This is a genomic window from Streptomyces lasiicapitis, from assembly GCF_014646335.1.
In the GTDB taxonomy this organism is placed as follows: Bacteria; Actinomycetota; Actinomycetes; order Streptomycetales; family Streptomycetaceae; genus Streptomyces; species Streptomyces lasiicapitis.
Genome location: NZ_BMNG01000004.1, coordinates 249,906 through 265,216, shown reverse-complemented (window position 1 = coordinate 265,216; position 15,311 = coordinate 249,906). Strand labels below are relative to the sequence as shown.

Below are 15,311 nucleotides of genomic sequence, written 5' to 3'. Positions count from 1 at the left end.
TGAGCAGCGGAGATCACCCTGAACGAGACGGGCACCGACACCAGCACGGGAACGGAAGCCGGGCCGGAAGGCACGGCCGGGAGCGGCACGAGAGCCATCCCGGACCTCAAGCGGGCGGAAGGCGCGGCCGCCACGGACGGCCGCCGCGTCAAGGGCGAGCGGCGCCGCCGGGCGCTGATAGAGGCGACCGTACGCGTCATCGCGCGCGACGGCGCCGGGGGCGTCACGCATCGCACGGTGGCCCGTGAGGCGCAGCTGCCGACGACCGCGACGACGTACTACTTCAGCAGTATCGACGCGCTGCTCACCGCGGCGCTGACGCAGTGCATGGAGGAGGACTCCGCGCGCATCGAGGCGCTGGTCGAGGCGCCGGACGACGGCGTCGACAAGCGCCGGGCGCTGGCGCTGCTGATGGCGGGGATCCTGACGCCGCCCGGACATCTGCTCGCCGAGTTCGAGCTGTGCCTGCTCGCGGTGCGCCGCCCGGAGCAGCGCGCGGCGACCCGTCGCTGGAAGGAGGCCCTGGCCGCCTTCGCCCGCGCGTTCACGGACGACCCGCTGCGCGTCAAGCTGTTCACGCAGGCCTACGACGGCCTGCTCCTCCAGGGCCTGCTCGACGACGAGCCGCCCACGGCGGACGAGTTCGAGGAACTGCTGCGGGAGTTGCTGCCGGATCCGGCGAAGGGCTGACGCTCTGGCCCCCGGCCACCGACTGCCGGCCGGTCCCGGCAGCGTGTCTCCGCGTGTGACGGGCGGGCGCCTCAACCCGTGACGGGCGGCGGCGCCTCAACGCGTGGCGCGCGCCCCTCCGTTGACGTGCAGCACCTGGCCGGTGATGTGGCGGGCCGCCGGGGAGGCGAGGAAGGCGACGGTGCCCGCGATGTCGGAGGGCGCGCCGGCGCGGCCGGTCGCGGTGGCCGCCACCAGCTGCTCGCGCCGCTCGTGCGAGAGCCGGTCGCGGAAGAACTCGGTGTCGGCGATGTAGCCGGGCGCGACGACGTTGGCCGTGATGCCACGGCGGCCGAGCGCGTGCGCCAGGTCGATGTTCCAGTTGGCGAGGCCCGCCTTGGCCGCGCCGTAGGAACCGGCCGGCTGCTCGGCGGCGATCGAGCCGATGTGGACGACGGCGCCGCCGGCGGCGAGCCGGTCCTCCAGCGCCTTCGTGGTGAGCGCCGCGCCGACGAGGTTGGCGTCGAGGTTGGCGCGGAAGTCCCGGGCGTAGGAGGCGAGGTCGGTCTTGCCGTCGGTGTCGAACGCGATGTTCCCGCCCGCGTTGTTGACCAGAACGTCGATCCGTTCGGGCAGTTCGTCGAGGAGGCGGGTGAGCGCGGCGGGGTCGGTGTGGTCGCAGATCGCCGTGCGGGCACCGGTCTCGGCGGCCACTTCCTTGAGCGGGCCGGGGCGCCGGCCGGTGACGATCACGCTCTCGCCCTCGGCTGCGAAGTGCCTCGCGATCGCGCGGCCGATGCCCGTGCCGCCACCGGTGACCAGGATGGTGCGTGCCATATGCTGAGCTCCGAATCAGATCCGTTTAGGGCTAAATTTAGACCTGAATATATCACTCGGGAGGGTCACGGTGGCAAGGAATCCGCAGACGGGGCGGGACGGCGACGGCGGAGACCGCGACGGGGCGCGCACCCCGGGCCCCGCCGCGCCGCAGGACCCCGAGCGCGCCCACTCCGCCCGGGAGATCGCCGCCGCATGGGAGCGCGAGCGCCCCGGCACCCCGGTCTCCTCGATCGGGATCGTCACACCGATCTGGCAGTTGGCCAAGCTGTTCGGCGACGACCGCCGCCGGGTCCTGGCACGGGCCGGGGTGGACACCGCCACGCTCGACCTGCTGAGCGTGCTGCGCCGCAGCGGCCCCCCGTACGCCCTGAGCACCCGCGAACTCGGGCGCCGTTCACTGGTGACGGCGGGTGCCGTCTCGCAGCGCGTCGCCCGCGCCGAACAGGAGGGCCTGGTGACCCGCGAGGCGGCCGGGGGCCGCCCCCGCACGGTGCTCGTCACCCTGACCCCGGCCGGGCACGACCTCGTCGAGGCCACGGTCGACCAAGTGCTCCACCGCGAGGCCGACTTGGTCGCCGGCCTCACTCCCGAGCAGCAGGCCGGCCTCACGGAACTCCTGCACGTCCTGCTCACGGACGTACAGAGCCGGGTGGGCGACGACCGGCTCAGCCAGGTCGGCGGGGAGTGAGGCGGGGCCCGGCACCACGGGCCCAGCGCCCTGGGGGACCGGCACCCAGGGCCCAGCACCATGGGTGCCGGTCCCCCTCACAGCGCCTCCCGCACCAACTGCACCGGATGCCAGGCGTTCCGTTCCGTGCCGTGGAAGATCTGCTGGCGGCACGACGCGCCCGTGGCGACGACGACCGTGTCGTCGGACGCGGCGCGGACCGCGGGGAACAGGCGGTCCTCGCCCACGGTCATCGACACGTCGTAGTGCTCCGATTCGAAGCCGAAGGAGCCCGCCATGCCGCAGCAGCCCGCGTCGAGTTCCTGGACCTCGACGCCGGGGATGCGGCGCAGCAGGGCGACGGTCGCCGCCGTGCCGACCTCGGCTTTCTGGTGGCAGTGGCCGTGGTAGAGCAGGGTGCGGCCGTGGAGCCAGGAGTCGGGGCGCAGAGAGAGGGCGCCGTCGTCGATGGCTTCGGTGAGGAGTTCTTCGAGCTGGCGGACGCGGCCCGTGACGGCCTCGCGGGCGGAGTCGAGGGGCAGCAGGGCCTTGTGTTCGTCGCGCAGCGTCATCAGGCAGGACGGCTCACAGCCGGTGATGGGGGCGTCGGGGGGCGAGGTCTCCGTGATGCGGTGGACGAGTTGGAAGGCCTTGTCGCTCGCCTCGTCGAGGAGTCCCTTCGACAGCGCGGCGCGGCCGCAGCAGCCGCCGCTCTCCAACTGCACGGCCCATCCGGCGCGTTCGAGCAGTTCGACTGCGGCCTGGCCTATTTCCGGTTCGGTGTACGTGGTGAAGGAGTCGGCGAGCATGACGACCGTGCCCCGGGGCGCCGCGACGACGGCGGACGGGCGGCGGCCGAACCAGCGGACCAGGTTGCGGCGGGCGTAGCGCGGCAGCGGGCGGTGCGGGGTGATGCCGACGGTGCGGTGCAGGAGTCGGCGTAGGAGGGGGATGCGGCCGGGCAGGTTGGACAGGGGGGCGGTGGCCGAGCCGAGGCGGTTGAGCAGGCGGATGGCGCCGAAGATCCGGGAGCGCAACGGTGTGCCGTGCTCGTCGTGGTGGTGGGCGAGCGCCTCCGCCTTCAGTGATGCCATGTCGACGCCCAGCGGGCACTCGCTCTTGCAGGCCTTGCACATCAGGCACAGGTCGAGGACCTCGTGCAGCCGCTCGTCGCCGAGCGCCTTGTGCGGGTCGGGTGCGGAGAGGGCTTTGACGAGGGCGCCCGCGCGGCCGCGCGTGGAGTCCTCCTCGTTGCGGGTCGCCATATAGGAGGGGCACATCGTGCCGGTCTCGCTCTTGCGGCACAGGCCGATGTTCATGCAGCGGTCGGCGGCGGCCCGCATGCCGCCGGATATCTCGAAGTCGAGCCGCGTGCGCAGGCCCGGCGCGGGCGGCAGCGCGGGGTCCCGCAGGTGCTCGGTCATCGCGGGCGCGTCGACGATCTTGCCGGGGTTGAGCCGGTTGTCCGGGTCGAAGAGGCCCTTCACGCGCCGCATCGCCTCGTACAGCTCGTCGCCGAACAGCTCGCGGTTGAACTCGCTGCGGGCGAGGCCGTCGCCGTGTTCGCTGGAGTTGACGCCGCCGTACTCGGTGACCAGGTCCTTGATCTCCTCGGCGACCTCGCGCATGGTCTGCCGCTGCGCGGGATCGGTGACGTCGAGGAACGGGCGGATGTGCAGACAGCCCACCGAGCAGTGGCCGTAGAACCCGGCGGTGAGGCCGTGGCGGTCCAGGACCTTCTTCAACCTGGCGGTGTACGCGGGCAGATGGACCGGGTCGACGGCGGTGTCCTCGATGAACGCCAGCGGCCGGAGCGTGCCCTCACTGGCGGCCATGAGCAGGCCGAGGCTGGACTTGCGGACCTTGAGCAGCGCCGTCTGGTCGGCCCGGGAGAGCGCGGCGAGGGTGTGATAGCCGTGGCCGTGCCGCTGCCACAGCTTCTTCAACCTCTCTACGTTGGCGATGAGTTCACGTTCGTCGTCGCCGGTGAAGGAGACGAACAGGAGCGCGTCCGGGTCGCCTTCGAGGACGGTGGCGAGCGAGGCGTACTCGATCTTCTGCCGGGACAGGTCGAGGATCGTGCGGTCCATCAGCTCGACGGCGGCCGGGTCGCAGGCGAGTGCGTCCTGGGTGGCTTCGATGGCTCCGGCCACCGAGGTGAAGTGGCCCACGGCGAACACGGTGTGCGCCGGTTTCGGTACGAGGTCCACCAGGGCGCGGGTGCTGATGGCGAGGGTGCCCTCCGAGCCGACGAGGAACTTCGCCAGGTCGAACGGCGTGTCCTCGCGGGCGAGCCGGTCCAGGCGGTAGCCGCCCGCCCGCCGCCAGTGGCCGGGGAATCCGGTGGCGATGGCGTCGGCGTTCGCCGCGACGAGCGCGGGCAGTTCGCGGTGGATGCGGCCGTCCAGGCCGGTGCCGCGGGCGCGGTCCGCGTGTTCGCGCGCGGTCAGCGGCGACAGGTGCGCGGTGCTCGCGTCGGCGAGCACGACGTCGAGGGCGCGTACGTGGTCGATGGTCATGCCGTACCGCAACGAGCCGCTGCCCGCCGAGTTGTTGCCGACCATGCCGCCGATGGTGGCGCGGTTGCTGGTGGAGGTGTCGGGGCCGAACATCAGGCCGTGCGGTGCGGCGGCGCGGTTCAACTGGTCCTGGACGACTCCCGTTTCGACCAGGGCGGTGCGGCCCTCGGGTTCGAGGGCGACGATGCGCCGCATGTGCCGGGACAGGTCGAGGATGATGCCGGGTCCTGTGGTCTGCCCGGCGAGGCTGGTCCCCGCGCCGCGCGGCACGACGGACACGCCGTGCTCGGCGGCGGCGGCCACCGTGGCCTGCACGTCCTCGGCGTGCCGGGGGAAGACGACGCCCAGCGGCGTGATGGCGTACATGCTGGCGTCGCGTGCGAAGAGGTGGCGGCTGTAGTCGTCGAAGTTGACCTCGCCGTCGAGGTCGGCGCGCAGCCGCCGCGCGAGGTCGCCGCCGACCTCGTCGCGCTCGACTTCCGTGGACTCCGTGCTGGTGGTCATGCGACACGCTCCTGGGTGCTGAAGGGGCGTACGAGAAAAGGGAGTTGATGGTCAGTCAGTTCAGCGGAGCCAACTGAGGTAGCGTCAGCTCGTCGGGCCGTGGCGTCAGTTCGTGCGGAGGTGGTCGAGCGCCGCCGTGAGGCCGTCCGGGCGGACGGGCAGCCCCGCGAGTTCGAGCCCCATCTGCACACCCGCGAGGGTCCCGGCGAGCGTGAGGTCGTTGAAGTGGCCGAGATGGCCGATGCGGAAGACCTTGCCCGCGAGCCGGCCGAGCCCGGTGCCGAGCGACATGTCGAACCGCTCCAGGACGATCTTCCGTACGGCGTCGGCGTCCTGGCCGTCCGCGAGGAGCACGGCGGTCAGCGAACCGGAGTGCTCGCGCTCGTCGGCGCACAGCACCTCCAGGCCCCAGCCGCGCACGGCCGCGCGGGTGGCGGCGGCGTGCCGGGCGTGCCGGGCCCAGACCTGTTCGAGGCCTTCCTCGGCGAGCATGTTCAGGGCTTCGTCGAGGCCGTACAGCAGGTTGGTGGCCGGGGTGTAGGGGAAGAATCCGGCCTCGTTCGCGTCGATGATCGGGGTCCAGTCCCAGTAGGACCTGGGGAGTCGGGCGGCGCTGGAGGCGGCGAGCGCCTTGTCGCTGACGGCGTTGAAGCCGAGTCCGGGCGGCAGCATCAGCCCCTTCTGGGAGCCGGTGACGGTCACGTCGACGCCCCAGTCGTCGTGCCGGTACTCGATGGAGCCCAGCGAGGACACCGTGTCGACCAGGAGCAGGGCGGGGTGTCCTGCCGCGTCGAGGGCGGCGCGGATCTCCGGGATGCGGCTGGTGACGCCGGTGGACGTCTCGTTGTGCACCACACACACGGCCTTGATCCGGTGGGCGATGTCGGCGTCGAGGCGCTGGGCGGCGGCCTCGGGCGAGGCGCCGTGCCGCCAGTCGCCGGGCACGAACTCCACCTCCAGGCCGAGGGATTGGGCCATGTCCCGCCACAGCGAGGCGAAGTGCCCGGTCTCGAAGCAGAGCACGCGGTCACCCGGGCTGAGCGTGTTCACCAGCGCCGCCTCCCAGGCGCCGGTGCCCGACGACGGATAGACGACGACGGGGCCCGAGGTGCCGAACACCGGCTTCAGAGCTTCGAGCACGCGCCGGGCGAGGTCCGCGAACTCGGGTCCGCGGTGGTCGAGGGTCGGGGCGGACATGGCGCGAAGGACCCGGTCGGGGACGTTCGTCGGTCCGGGGATCTGGAGGAAGTGGCGGCCGGTCCTGAAGGTCATTGCGCTTGATCTCCCCTCCACGCTTGTGCCGTATGACGGCACAGCGTATCGTGATGCGGCACGGTGGAGCATAGGGCTGTCACCCGGAGGGGGTCAACGGTGCAGAACGTCCTGAACACCTTGCGTGTGCTCGAAGAGTTGGCGGCGCGGCAGCCGGTCGGCGTCGCCGAGCTGGCCCGCGCCATGGAGCTGCCGAAGAGCACCGTCCAGCGGGCGCTCGGCACCCTGCACACGGCGGGCTGGATCAAGCAGACCGGCGCCACGCCCACCCGTTGGACGCTCACCACGAAAGCGCTGCTCATCGGGCGCCAGGCCACCGGCGAGCTGGGCCTGCGGGACGTGGCGGTGCCGGTGATGGAGGAGCTGCGCCGCAGCGTGGACGAGACCGTGCACCTGGCCGTGCCGGAGGGCGAGCGGGTCGTGCTCGTCGAGCGCCTGGAGACCACGCAGCCGGTACGGATCGTGCTGCCGCTCGGCCAGAACCTGTCCGGTCACGCCTCCGCCAACGGCAAGGCGATCCTGGCCGCCCGCTCCCCCGAGGCCATCGAGCGGTACCTCGCCCAGGACTTGACGCGCTTCACCGCGACGACGATCGACGACGCGGCCGCGCTGCGCACCGAGCTGGACACGGTCCGCGCCCGGGGTTACGCCCTCAACCAGGGCGAATGGCGCGAGGACGTGTCCGCGGTCGCCGCGCCCGTGCTCGGCCCCGACGGCAGCCCGGTGGCCAGCGTCAGCATCAACATGCCCACCAGCCGCTGCGATCGCGAGCGGCTCGACTCGCTGGGCGAGCATGTGCGGGCGGCGGCGCGGGAGATCAGCACGGCGCTGGGGTACGAGGCTCCGCGGAGGGCTCGTACGGGGTGAATTCGCCGGGGCCGCTCACGCCCTTACGGGCTGAACCTGTCCCGCGCGCCTACAAATCGGATGTGTCCGCGCCCCCTTGACGGGCCGTGACCGCCGTCACATACTCGCCAACGTTGCACAGGAGTTCCGCATGACGGAACTCCGAATCCACTCTGCGGACAGTCGGGCCGTCGCGGCTGCCCGCTCATGGCGGGGGTGCGGCCCACTGTGCCCCTCTGCCCCGGACGCCGCCACGGGTCCCTCCCGCATGCCCCACACTCGGCCGCAGCATGCGCACCGGCCGAAGTCCGAAGGCGAGGACGTGTCACATGGCAGACCATCTCATCGCGATCGGCGCACTGGTACTCATCTTCACGATCTCCACGTTCACCTCCGTCCACATGGGCGCCCTCGCGCTCGTCGCCGCCTTCGCCGTCGGCTCCGCGGTCGCCGGCGAGAACGCGGACGACGTGTTCGGCGGCTTCCCCGGCGACCTCTTCGTCGTCCTCGTGGGCGTCACGTTCCTCTTCGCCATAGCGAAGAACAACGGCACCATCGATTGGCTCGTACACGCCGCGACGCGCGCCGTCCGCGGCCGTATCGCACTCATCCCCTGGGTCATGTTCCTCATCACGGCGGCCCTCACCGCGGTGGGCGCGGTGGTGCCCGCGGCGGTCGGCGTGATCGCGCCCATCGGCATGAGCTTCTGCGCCCGCTACCGGATCAGCCCGCTGCTCATGGGCCTGCTCGTCATCAACGGGGCGAGTGCGGGCGGCTTCTCGCCCGCCAGCGTCTTCGGCAGCATCACCAACGGCGTCGTCGAACGCAACGACCTGCCGGGCAACCCGGGCCTGCTGTTCCTCATGTCGTTCCTGTTCAACGTGGCGCTCAGCGTGGTCGCGTACTTCATGTTCGGGGGTCGGCATCTGATCGGGCGGCGGGCGTCCGACACAGTGGAGGAGGAAGTGCCCGACGGCACCGGACCCGACGGCGGCGCCTCGGGCCCCGCCCCCACCGGCGCGCGCCACGGCCGCCCCTCCGCCCCCGCCCACGCAGCCACCGCAACCGTCGCACCCGCAACCACCGAAGCCCTCGAACTGCGCCTGGACCGCCCCCGCGCCCTGACCCTCATCGGCTTGCTCGGCATGGTCGCCGGGGCGCTCTTCCTCGACTACAACGTCGGCCTGATGGCGTTCACGGTGGTCGCCGTGCTCACCCTCGTCGACCCCGACGCGTCGCAGGGCGCCGTGGACCGCTGCGCCTGGTCGACGGTGCTGCTCGTCTGCGGCGTCGTCACCTTCGTGGGCGTGATGGAACGCATGGGCACGATCGACTGGCTCGGCGACAGCGTCGCGAAGATCGACTCCCCGCTCCTGGGCGCCCTGTTGATCTGCCTGATCGGCGCCGTGGTCTCCGCGTTCGCCTCCACCACCGGCATCCTCGGCGCCCTGATCCCGCTCGCCGTACCGTTCTTGATGGACGGTCAGGTCGGCGCGGTCGGCCTGATCATCGCCCTCGCCGTCTCCTCGTCGGTCGTCGACTCCTCCCCGCTGTCCACGAGCGGGGCACTCGTCACGGCCAACGCCCCCGAGGAGCTGCGCCCGCAGGTGTTCGGCGCCCTCATGAAGTGGGGCATGTCCATGGCCCTGATCGCACCGCTGGCGACTTGGGCGTTGTTCGTGGTGCCGGGGCAGGGGTGACGCGTCGTCAACTCGCTTGCGTTCCTCACTCCCGATCGCTGTCCTGGGGTGGCTGGTCTTCGTCGTTGTCGGCCGCTGCGCGGTCGTCGATGACGATGCGGACGGGTTCTGCGTCGGGGCGTGGTGAGGCGCTGAGGGAGCGCACGGTGTCGGCGACGCGGTCGTAGAGATGTTCCGCGATGGCCGCGGTGCCGGGTTCGACCGCTGGTGCGTGCTGGGTGCCGCGGAGACTGGTGAGGGCGGCGACGAGGCTGAGGCCGGAGACGTTCACGGTGACGGTGCCTTCGTGTTCGTCGACGGCGCCGGGGATGTGGAAGTGCCGGTCCTGGACCGCGTGCTCGACAAGGAAGGCCCAGGTGTCGCGGTGCACTTCGAGTTCGGCGGCGGAGATGCCTGCGGCCTTGCGCAGGAGCGCCACGTGCTCGCCGTCGAGGGCGTGTGCGTGGGCGGGTTGCTCGGTGTGGGCCGGGGCCGGTTCCGGGTTGCCCTGGGCGGGCGGCGGGCCTGCGGCCGCCGGTCGGCCGCGGTTGAGGTTGTTGAGTGCGGCCCTGATGCCGACGAGCTCGGTGCTGATGGTGGCGAGCGGCTCGCGGAGGTTGTCGCTGCCGCGGTCGAGCCCGCCGCGGACGGCGGAGCGGATCTCCCTGAGGCCGTCGTTGATGGCCGCGGTGGCTTCCTGGCGAGCCTGGTCCATGCCGTGCTGCTGATCGCTGACCTGCTGGCGGAGCTCGCCGAGTTCTCGGAGTACCTGGTGGATCAGCGCGTCGTTCCCCTTGTTGAAGATCGCCACGTTCCCCCCTGTGTCTTGGTTGAAGTGCACAGCGTCGGGACGGGGGCCGGGTGTCGGCAAGCGCGCGAATCGGACGCTTCCTGCGGCAGTACGCCGCCGACGCAGGAGAGACAGCAGTGGCCTACTGCCCCTGTCTCCGCCACCTCGTCCTCGGTGAGGTCAAGCTCAACTGCGGCGCATGAGGGCCCAAGCGCCCCCCGGAGCACGCGTGGTCGTGATCGACGGGCGGCGGGACGCCGTCTCCGCGCGGTAGCGGGCGCGGCGGGTGAGGCCCGGTGGGTCGAGGACGATCCACTCGTTGCCCTCGCGCAGCAGCCAGCCGCGTCGGGAGAAGTCCATGAGCACCTGGTTGACGCGTTCGCGCGACGCCCGGACATGGCGTGCCAGTTCGTCCTGGCTGAGGTCGAGGCTGAAGCGCAGGCCGAGCGGTGTGCGACGGCCGAAGCGGCTCGCCTGCTCCACGAGGGCGCGCGCGACGCGCGTGGCCACGTCGACGCCGGTGACGTCCTCCAGGCGGTCGTTGACGTTCCTGATCCGGGTCGCAAGCAGGTGCATCATCCGCAGCGAGGCCTCAGGGTGGCGGGCGAGCCAGCCGCGCATGGCGGGCACGGGGATCCAGCACAGGTCGGTCTCCTGGACGGCGGTGGCGGTCGAGTGCCGCGGTCCGCCGTCGAACACGCAGAGCTCGCCGAGGAGTTGGCCCGGGCCGACCATGGTGAACAGCACGTCCTTGCCCTCGGGGCCGGGCCGCGTCACCTTGACCTTGCCGCGCAGGATCAGGAAGACACAGTCGCCGTCCTCGCCCTCGACGAACACCGGCACCTCACGGCGGAACGTGCCGTGCACGGCGATCCGGTCGAAGTCCGCGAGGGCGGGGGCGGGCAGCCCCGCCAGGAGCGGAACGGCCGCGCCCGCGTACGTATCGTGCGCCACGCCTGGGCTCGTACCGTGCGCCAGGCCTGGGTTCACGCTGTGCGCCGTGCCTGCGTACGCGGCGTGCGTCGCGCCTTCGTACGCAGCGTGCGTCGGACGCATGGGCCACCTCCCGGGTCGGACCAATGGGCGCTATCCGCGCGGCGGCGCGGTGGACTCGCGTACCACCAAGGAGACCGGCAGCAGCAACGAGCGGGCGGGCCGCGCCGGTTCGGCCATGCAGTCGAAGAGCATGCGGGCGGCCTCGGCACCCACCGCGTGGTGCGGCACCCGCACCGTGGTGAGCGCGGGGCGCAGGCGCGACAGGAACGGCATGTCGTTGAAGCCGACGACGCTGATGGCGCCGGGACAGTCGATGCCGTGCTCGGCGAGGACGTCGTAGCAGCCGAGCGCCAGCAGGTCGTTGCCCGCCACCACGGCGGTGAACTCCGAGCGAGTGTCCAGGAGTTGGCGCATGGCCCGCGCACCGGACTCCTCGCTCCACTCCGCCGCCTCCGCCAGCAGGGCCGGATCGTCGGCGAGGCCCGCGTCGCGTACCGCGTGCCGGAAGGCGCGGGTCCTCGCGGCGCCGGTGGACGTGCGCGAGGGGCCGCCGAGCAGAGCGAGCCGGGTGTGGCCGAGGCCCAGGAGGTGGCGGACGGCCTGGGTGATCCCGGAGGTGTCGTCGGGCGAGACGCACGGGACGTCGAGGCCTTCGACGGACCGGTTGACCAGGACCATGGGGACGCCTTCGGCGTGCAGCGCGCGCAGGTAGGGGTGCTCGCGCAGGGCGGTGGCCACGATCAGACCGTCCACCTGTCGCGAGCGCAACGACTCGATCTGCGCGCGCTCACGCTCCGGGTCGCCCCGGGTGTCGACGATCCACGCGTGGTGGCCCGCCGGTTCGAGCACGCTCTCGACGCCGCGCACGATGGGCGGGAAGTAGGGGTTGGCCAGGTCGGGGACGATCAGGCCGACGGTGTGGGAGCGGGCCGTCCTCAGGCTGCGGGCTATCGGATTCGGCCGGTAGCCGAGGTCCTTGGCGACGCGCAGCACGCGGCGCGCGGTGTCGGCGCCCACCTGGGCGCGGGTCGCCGGGTTGAGGGCGCGCGAGGCGGTCGCCGGGTGGACGCCCGCCGTGTCGGCGACGTCGCGCAGGCGGACGGGGCGGGGCCTCAGCATGCCTGCGGGTCCAGCAGGCCGCGGGCCGGGTCCAGGGCGGTGCCGAGGGAGCCGTTGCCCGGCCGGTGGCGCAGGCGCAGTCCAAGCACGGTCTCCAGGGCTGCCCGGTCCGCGACGCCGTCGGGCACCAGGCCCTCGGCGGGGTCGCTGAGCCGGGCGGCGTACCGGGCGGCGAGATCGGCGGGCAGGTCGAGGGCCGCCCGCGTCTCTTGCAGTACGAGGGGGTCGAGCACCCGCGACACGATGAGGCGGGAGGTCTGCGCCAGGGCGGAGGACAGCGCGTGGGCGGCCTGGGCGCGCACCGGGCCCACGGCCGTGAGCACGGTACCGAGGTAGGGCCCGCAGACCTCCGCGATCCCGGCCAGGCGCACCGCTCCGGCGGCCTCCGCGCGCAGGTCGCTGCCGGCGCCCAGTACGGTCGCGGCGCAGCGGCCGTCGAGGAGTGCGGTGAGTCGGCGAGGGGTCGCGCCGAGGGAGCGGATCTCGTAGTCGCCGTCGCCGGCGGACGCCCCGATGCCGGATGTCCCGGCGGCGGGCACCCCGATCACGGGTGCCTTCAGGCCCAGGGATTCCAGCACGGCGTACAGGCCGAAGGCGAACCCCGAATCGGGTACGTCGACGCCGACCGCGGTGCCGTGCAGGGTGTCGGCGCCGGTGCTGCCGGGCCTGGCGTACACAGCGAGGCCGAGTCCGCGGTCGAGGGCCGTGAGGATGCGGGCGTCGCCGGTGCGGCCGAGCGGGTTGTCGCGGACGAAGCGGTAGGCGATGACGTTGTCGGGGCTGGTGAACGCGGCGTCGAGGTCGCCGTCGAACAGGCCGCGGAACTGGTCCGTCGAGGAGCTGACGGGCACTTCGACGACGGCCAGACCGTGCCGGTCGAGCAGTCCGGCCGCGCGCGCCACGCGCAGCAGGACGGACGGGCTGAAGACGCCGACGGTGAGAGAGCGATCGCGCATCTGCGCTCCTGAACTCTGGAGAAGGACTGGAGAAGGAGGGGCTGGGATGGGCGCCCCAGTCCAAGGCGGGGTCCGTACGTGTGCAATCGATTGTGGTGAGTTCAACTCCTCCGTGACAAGGGGAGGGGGCGAGATGAGGCTGAACTTCCCACAATCGATTGCTCCGGTCGATGACATGGAAAAGGGAGTGGACCGTGGACACCATCGCAGCAGCGCGCCCCACCGCGGGCTGGATCGGCACCGGCCGCATGGGCTTCGCCATGGCCCGCCGACTGGCCGGGGCGGGCGTGGACCTGGCCGTCTGGAACCGCACGGCCGCGCGGGCCGCGCCACTCACCGAGCACGGGGCGACCGTCGTCGACTCGGTCGCCGAACTCCGCGGCCGCGACGTGGTCTTCACCATGGTCTCCACCGAACACGTCCTGGACCAGGTCCTGTTGGGCGACGGCGGACTCCTCACCGAACCCGGTCGGGCGCCCGGCACCGTCGTGGACTGTTCCACCGTCTCCCCCGAGGCGTCGGCGACGCTGCGGGCGGCCTGCGCGGAACGCGGCACCGCGTTCCTGGCCGCGCCGGTCAGCGGCAACGCGAAGGTGGTCGAGGCGGGCCGCCTCAGCCTCGTCGCGTCCGGTCCCGAGGCGACGTACCGTCAAGTGGCCCCACTGCTCGGGCTGATCGGGCGCTCCGTGACGTACGCCGGGGAGGGCGAGGGCGCGCGCCTGGTGAAGGTCGCGCACAATCTGGTGCTCGGCATCCTCGCCCAGGCGCTCGCCGAGACGGCGGTGCTCGCCGAGAAGGGCGGCGTCTCGCGCCGCGCCTACCTGGAGTTCCTCAACGACAGCGTGCTCGGCTCGGCGTTCACCAGGTACAAGACTCCGGCGCTTGTACGCCTTGACTACACGCCGACGTTCACGCCGGTGCTCCTGCGCAAGGACTTCGACCTGGGGCTGACGGCGGGGCGCGATCTTGGCGTGCCGCTGCCGCTCGCTTCGGCGACCGCACAGCTCGTGCAGGCGTGTGTGAGTTCCGGCCGGGAGGCGGAGGACTTCTCCGTACTTCTTGATCTTCAGGCAGCAGCCTCGGGTCTGGAGATCAAGCCGGAGACAGGTGCGGTCGACGACGGCCTTTCGGACACGGACACCGGCACCGGCACCGGCTCCGACACTGGCACCAGCACCGGCACGAGCGCGAGCGCCGACGCATGACCGCCCCCCTCGCCGCCCCCGGCCACATGAGCGTCGACTACGAACAACGCGTCGACTTCGACCGCCTGCGCCGCCACCGCCTCGGCCGCGCCCGAGCGGCACTCGACGCCTCCGGCTGCGGCGCGTTCCTCCTCTTCGACTTCTACAACATCCGCTATACGACGTCGACTTGGATCGGCGGAGCCCTCGGGGACAAGATGACGCGGTACGCCCTTCTGACCCGCGGCGGCGAACCGCGCCTGTGGGACTTCGGGTCCGCCGCCCGCCATCACCGCCTGCACAGCCCCTGGCTCGCCCCGGACCACTGCCACGCCGGCATGCTGGGCCTGCGCGGCGCCATCGCCCCGAGCGCCGGGCTGATGCGCGCCGCCGTGCGGGAGATCAAGGGGCTCCTGGAGGACGCGGGCCTGGCCGGGGAGCCGGTGGGCGTGGACCTCGTCGAGCCGCCCTTCCTCTTCGAGATGGAACGACAAGGGCTGCGCGTCACCGATGCCCAGCAGCACATGCTCGACGCACGGGAGATCAAGTCGCCCGACGAGATCACTCTGCTCACCCAGGCCGCGGCCATGGTGGACGGCGTCTACCAGGACGTGGTGGAGGCGCTCAAGCCCGGCGTGCGTGAGAACGAGATCGTCGCGCTGGTCAACCAGCGTCTGTACGCGAGGGGTTCGGACCAGGTCGAGGCGGTCAACGCGGTCAGCGGCGAACGCTGCAACCCTCATCCGCACAATTTCTCCGACCGCCTCATACGCCCCGGCGACCAGGCCTTCTTCGACATCATCCACTCCTACAACGGCTATCGGACCTGCTACTACCGCACGTTCGCGGTGGGCACCTCCACGGCCTCGCAGCGCGACGCCTACGCCCGTGCGCGCGAGTGGATGGACCGTGCGATCGCGGCCGTGAAGCCGGGCGTCGGCACCGATGAGATCGCGCGGCTCTGGCCGGCGGCGACGGAGTTCGGCTTCGAGGACGAAATGGCCGCGTTCGGGCTGCAGTTCGGGCACGGGCTCGGCCTCGGCCTGCACGAGCGGCCGGTGATCTCGCGACTCAACAGCCCGCGCGAGCCGCTGGAGCTGAAGCCCGGCATGGTCTTCGCGCTGGAGACATACTGCCCGGCCGACGACGGCTTCTCCGCGGCGCGCATCGAGGAGGAGGTCGTGGTCACGGAGGACGGGGCGCGCGTCCTGACGCTGTTCCCGGCGGACGACCTCGTGGTCGCCAACGCGTACTGACCCAGAAGGAGGCC

Annotated in this window: 13 protein-coding genes; 6 read left to right on the top strand and 7 right to left on the bottom strand. The window is 72.1% G+C overall.

Translation table 11 applies throughout. The features are described 5' to 3' along the window. Nucleotides 1–12 precede the first annotated feature (12 nt). Nucleotides 13–690 (top strand): TetR/AcrR family transcriptional regulator, encoded by a 678-nt coding sequence (locus tag IEY91_RS09770; protein ID WP_373287921.1) that lies wholly within the window; start codon nt 13–15, stop codon nt 688–690. A gap of 96 nt (nt 691–786) precedes the next feature. Here IEY91_RS09770 and IEY91_RS09765 read toward each other — a convergent pair whose 3' ends face one another. After that, nucleotides 787–1,506, bottom strand: coding sequence for an SDR family NAD(P)-dependent oxidoreductase (locus IEY91_RS09765; RefSeq protein ID WP_189173647.1), 720 nt, complete (start codon nt 1,504–1,506; stop codon nt 787–789). Between the two features lie 70 nt (nt 1,507–1,576). Between IEY91_RS09765 and IEY91_RS09760 the strand changes: the two genes are divergently transcribed. Further along, a complete protein-coding gene (locus IEY91_RS09760; RefSeq protein ID WP_189173646.1) occupies nt 1,577–2,197 on the top strand; it encodes a MarR family winged helix-turn-helix transcriptional regulator in 621 nt (206 codons plus the stop codon). A gap of 77 nt (nt 2,198–2,274) precedes the next feature. Here IEY91_RS09760 and IEY91_RS09755 read toward each other — a convergent pair whose 3' ends face one another. Then, on the bottom strand, nt 2,275–5,199 hold the full coding sequence (locus IEY91_RS09755) for an FAD-binding and (Fe-S)-binding domain-containing protein (protein WP_189173645.1): 2,925 nt from the start codon (nt 5,197–5,199) through the stop codon (nt 2,275–2,277). Between the two features lie 105 nt (nt 5,200–5,304). Then, nucleotides 5,305–6,471, bottom strand: a complete 1,167-nt coding sequence (locus tag IEY91_RS09750) for a pyridoxal-phosphate-dependent aminotransferase family protein (RefSeq protein ID WP_189173644.1) — start codon at nt 6,469–6,471, stop codon at nt 5,305–5,307. Between the two features lie 99 nt (nt 6,472–6,570). Here IEY91_RS09750 and IEY91_RS09745 point away from each other — a divergent pair, with 99 nt between their 5' ends. Together IEY91_RS09745 and IEY91_RS09740 are read left to right on the top strand one after the other, a co-directional pair. Then, nucleotides 6,571–7,338, top strand: coding sequence for an IclR family transcriptional regulator (locus IEY91_RS09745; protein ID WP_189173643.1), 768 nt, complete (start codon nt 6,571–6,573; stop codon nt 7,336–7,338). Between the two features lie 308 nt (nt 7,339–7,646). Further along, nucleotides 7,647–9,017, top strand: a complete 1,371-nt coding sequence (locus IEY91_RS09740; protein WP_189173642.1) for an SLC13 family permease — start codon at nt 7,647–7,649, stop codon at nt 9,015–9,017. A gap of 25 nt (nt 9,018–9,042) precedes the next feature. Here the strand turns inward: IEY91_RS09740 and IEY91_RS09735 are convergent, their stop codons facing one another. The 4 genes from IEY91_RS09735 to IEY91_RS09720 all read right to left on the bottom strand — a co-directional run bounded on the left by IEY91_RS09735 (nt 9,043) and on the right by IEY91_RS09720 (nt 12,857). Beyond that, nucleotides 9,043–9,807 carry a hypothetical protein gene (locus IEY91_RS09735; RefSeq protein WP_189173641.1) on the bottom strand — a complete coding sequence of 255 codons (765 nt, stop codon included), beginning with the start codon at nt 9,805–9,807 and terminating at the stop codon, nt 9,043–9,045. 165 nt (nt 9,808–9,972) lie between these two features. After that, the gene (locus tag IEY91_RS09730; RefSeq protein ID WP_189173640.1) at nt 9,973–10,842 is read right to left on the bottom strand and encodes a Crp/Fnr family transcriptional regulator; all 870 of its coding nucleotides are present in this window, start codon (nt 10,840–10,842) and stop codon (nt 9,973–9,975) included. Between the two features lie 30 nt (nt 10,843–10,872). After that, on the bottom strand, nt 10,873–11,901 hold the full coding sequence (locus IEY91_RS09725) for a LacI family DNA-binding transcriptional regulator (RefSeq protein ID WP_189173639.1): 1,029 nt from the start codon (nt 11,899–11,901) through the stop codon (nt 10,873–10,875). Further along, nucleotides 11,895–12,857, bottom strand: coding sequence for a substrate-binding domain-containing protein (locus tag IEY91_RS09720; protein WP_189173638.1), 963 nt, complete (start codon nt 12,855–12,857; stop codon nt 11,895–11,897). Before IEY91_RS09720 ends, IEY91_RS09725 begins: the two co-directional genes overlap by 7 nt. Nucleotides 12,858–13,015: 158 nt before the next feature. On the opposite strand from IEY91_RS09720, the gene IEY91_RS09715 reads away from it, so the two are divergent. Next, nucleotides 13,016–14,062, top strand: coding sequence for an NAD(P)-dependent oxidoreductase (locus tag IEY91_RS09715; RefSeq protein WP_268240856.1), 1,047 nt, complete (start codon nt 13,016–13,018; stop codon nt 14,060–14,062). Next, nucleotides 14,059–15,297 (top strand): M24 family metallopeptidase, encoded by a 1,239-nt coding sequence (locus tag IEY91_RS09710; protein ID WP_189173636.1) that lies wholly within the window; start codon nt 14,059–14,061, stop codon nt 15,295–15,297. Before IEY91_RS09715 ends, IEY91_RS09710 begins: the two co-directional genes overlap by 4 nt. Nucleotides 15,298–15,311 lie beyond the last annotated feature (14 nt).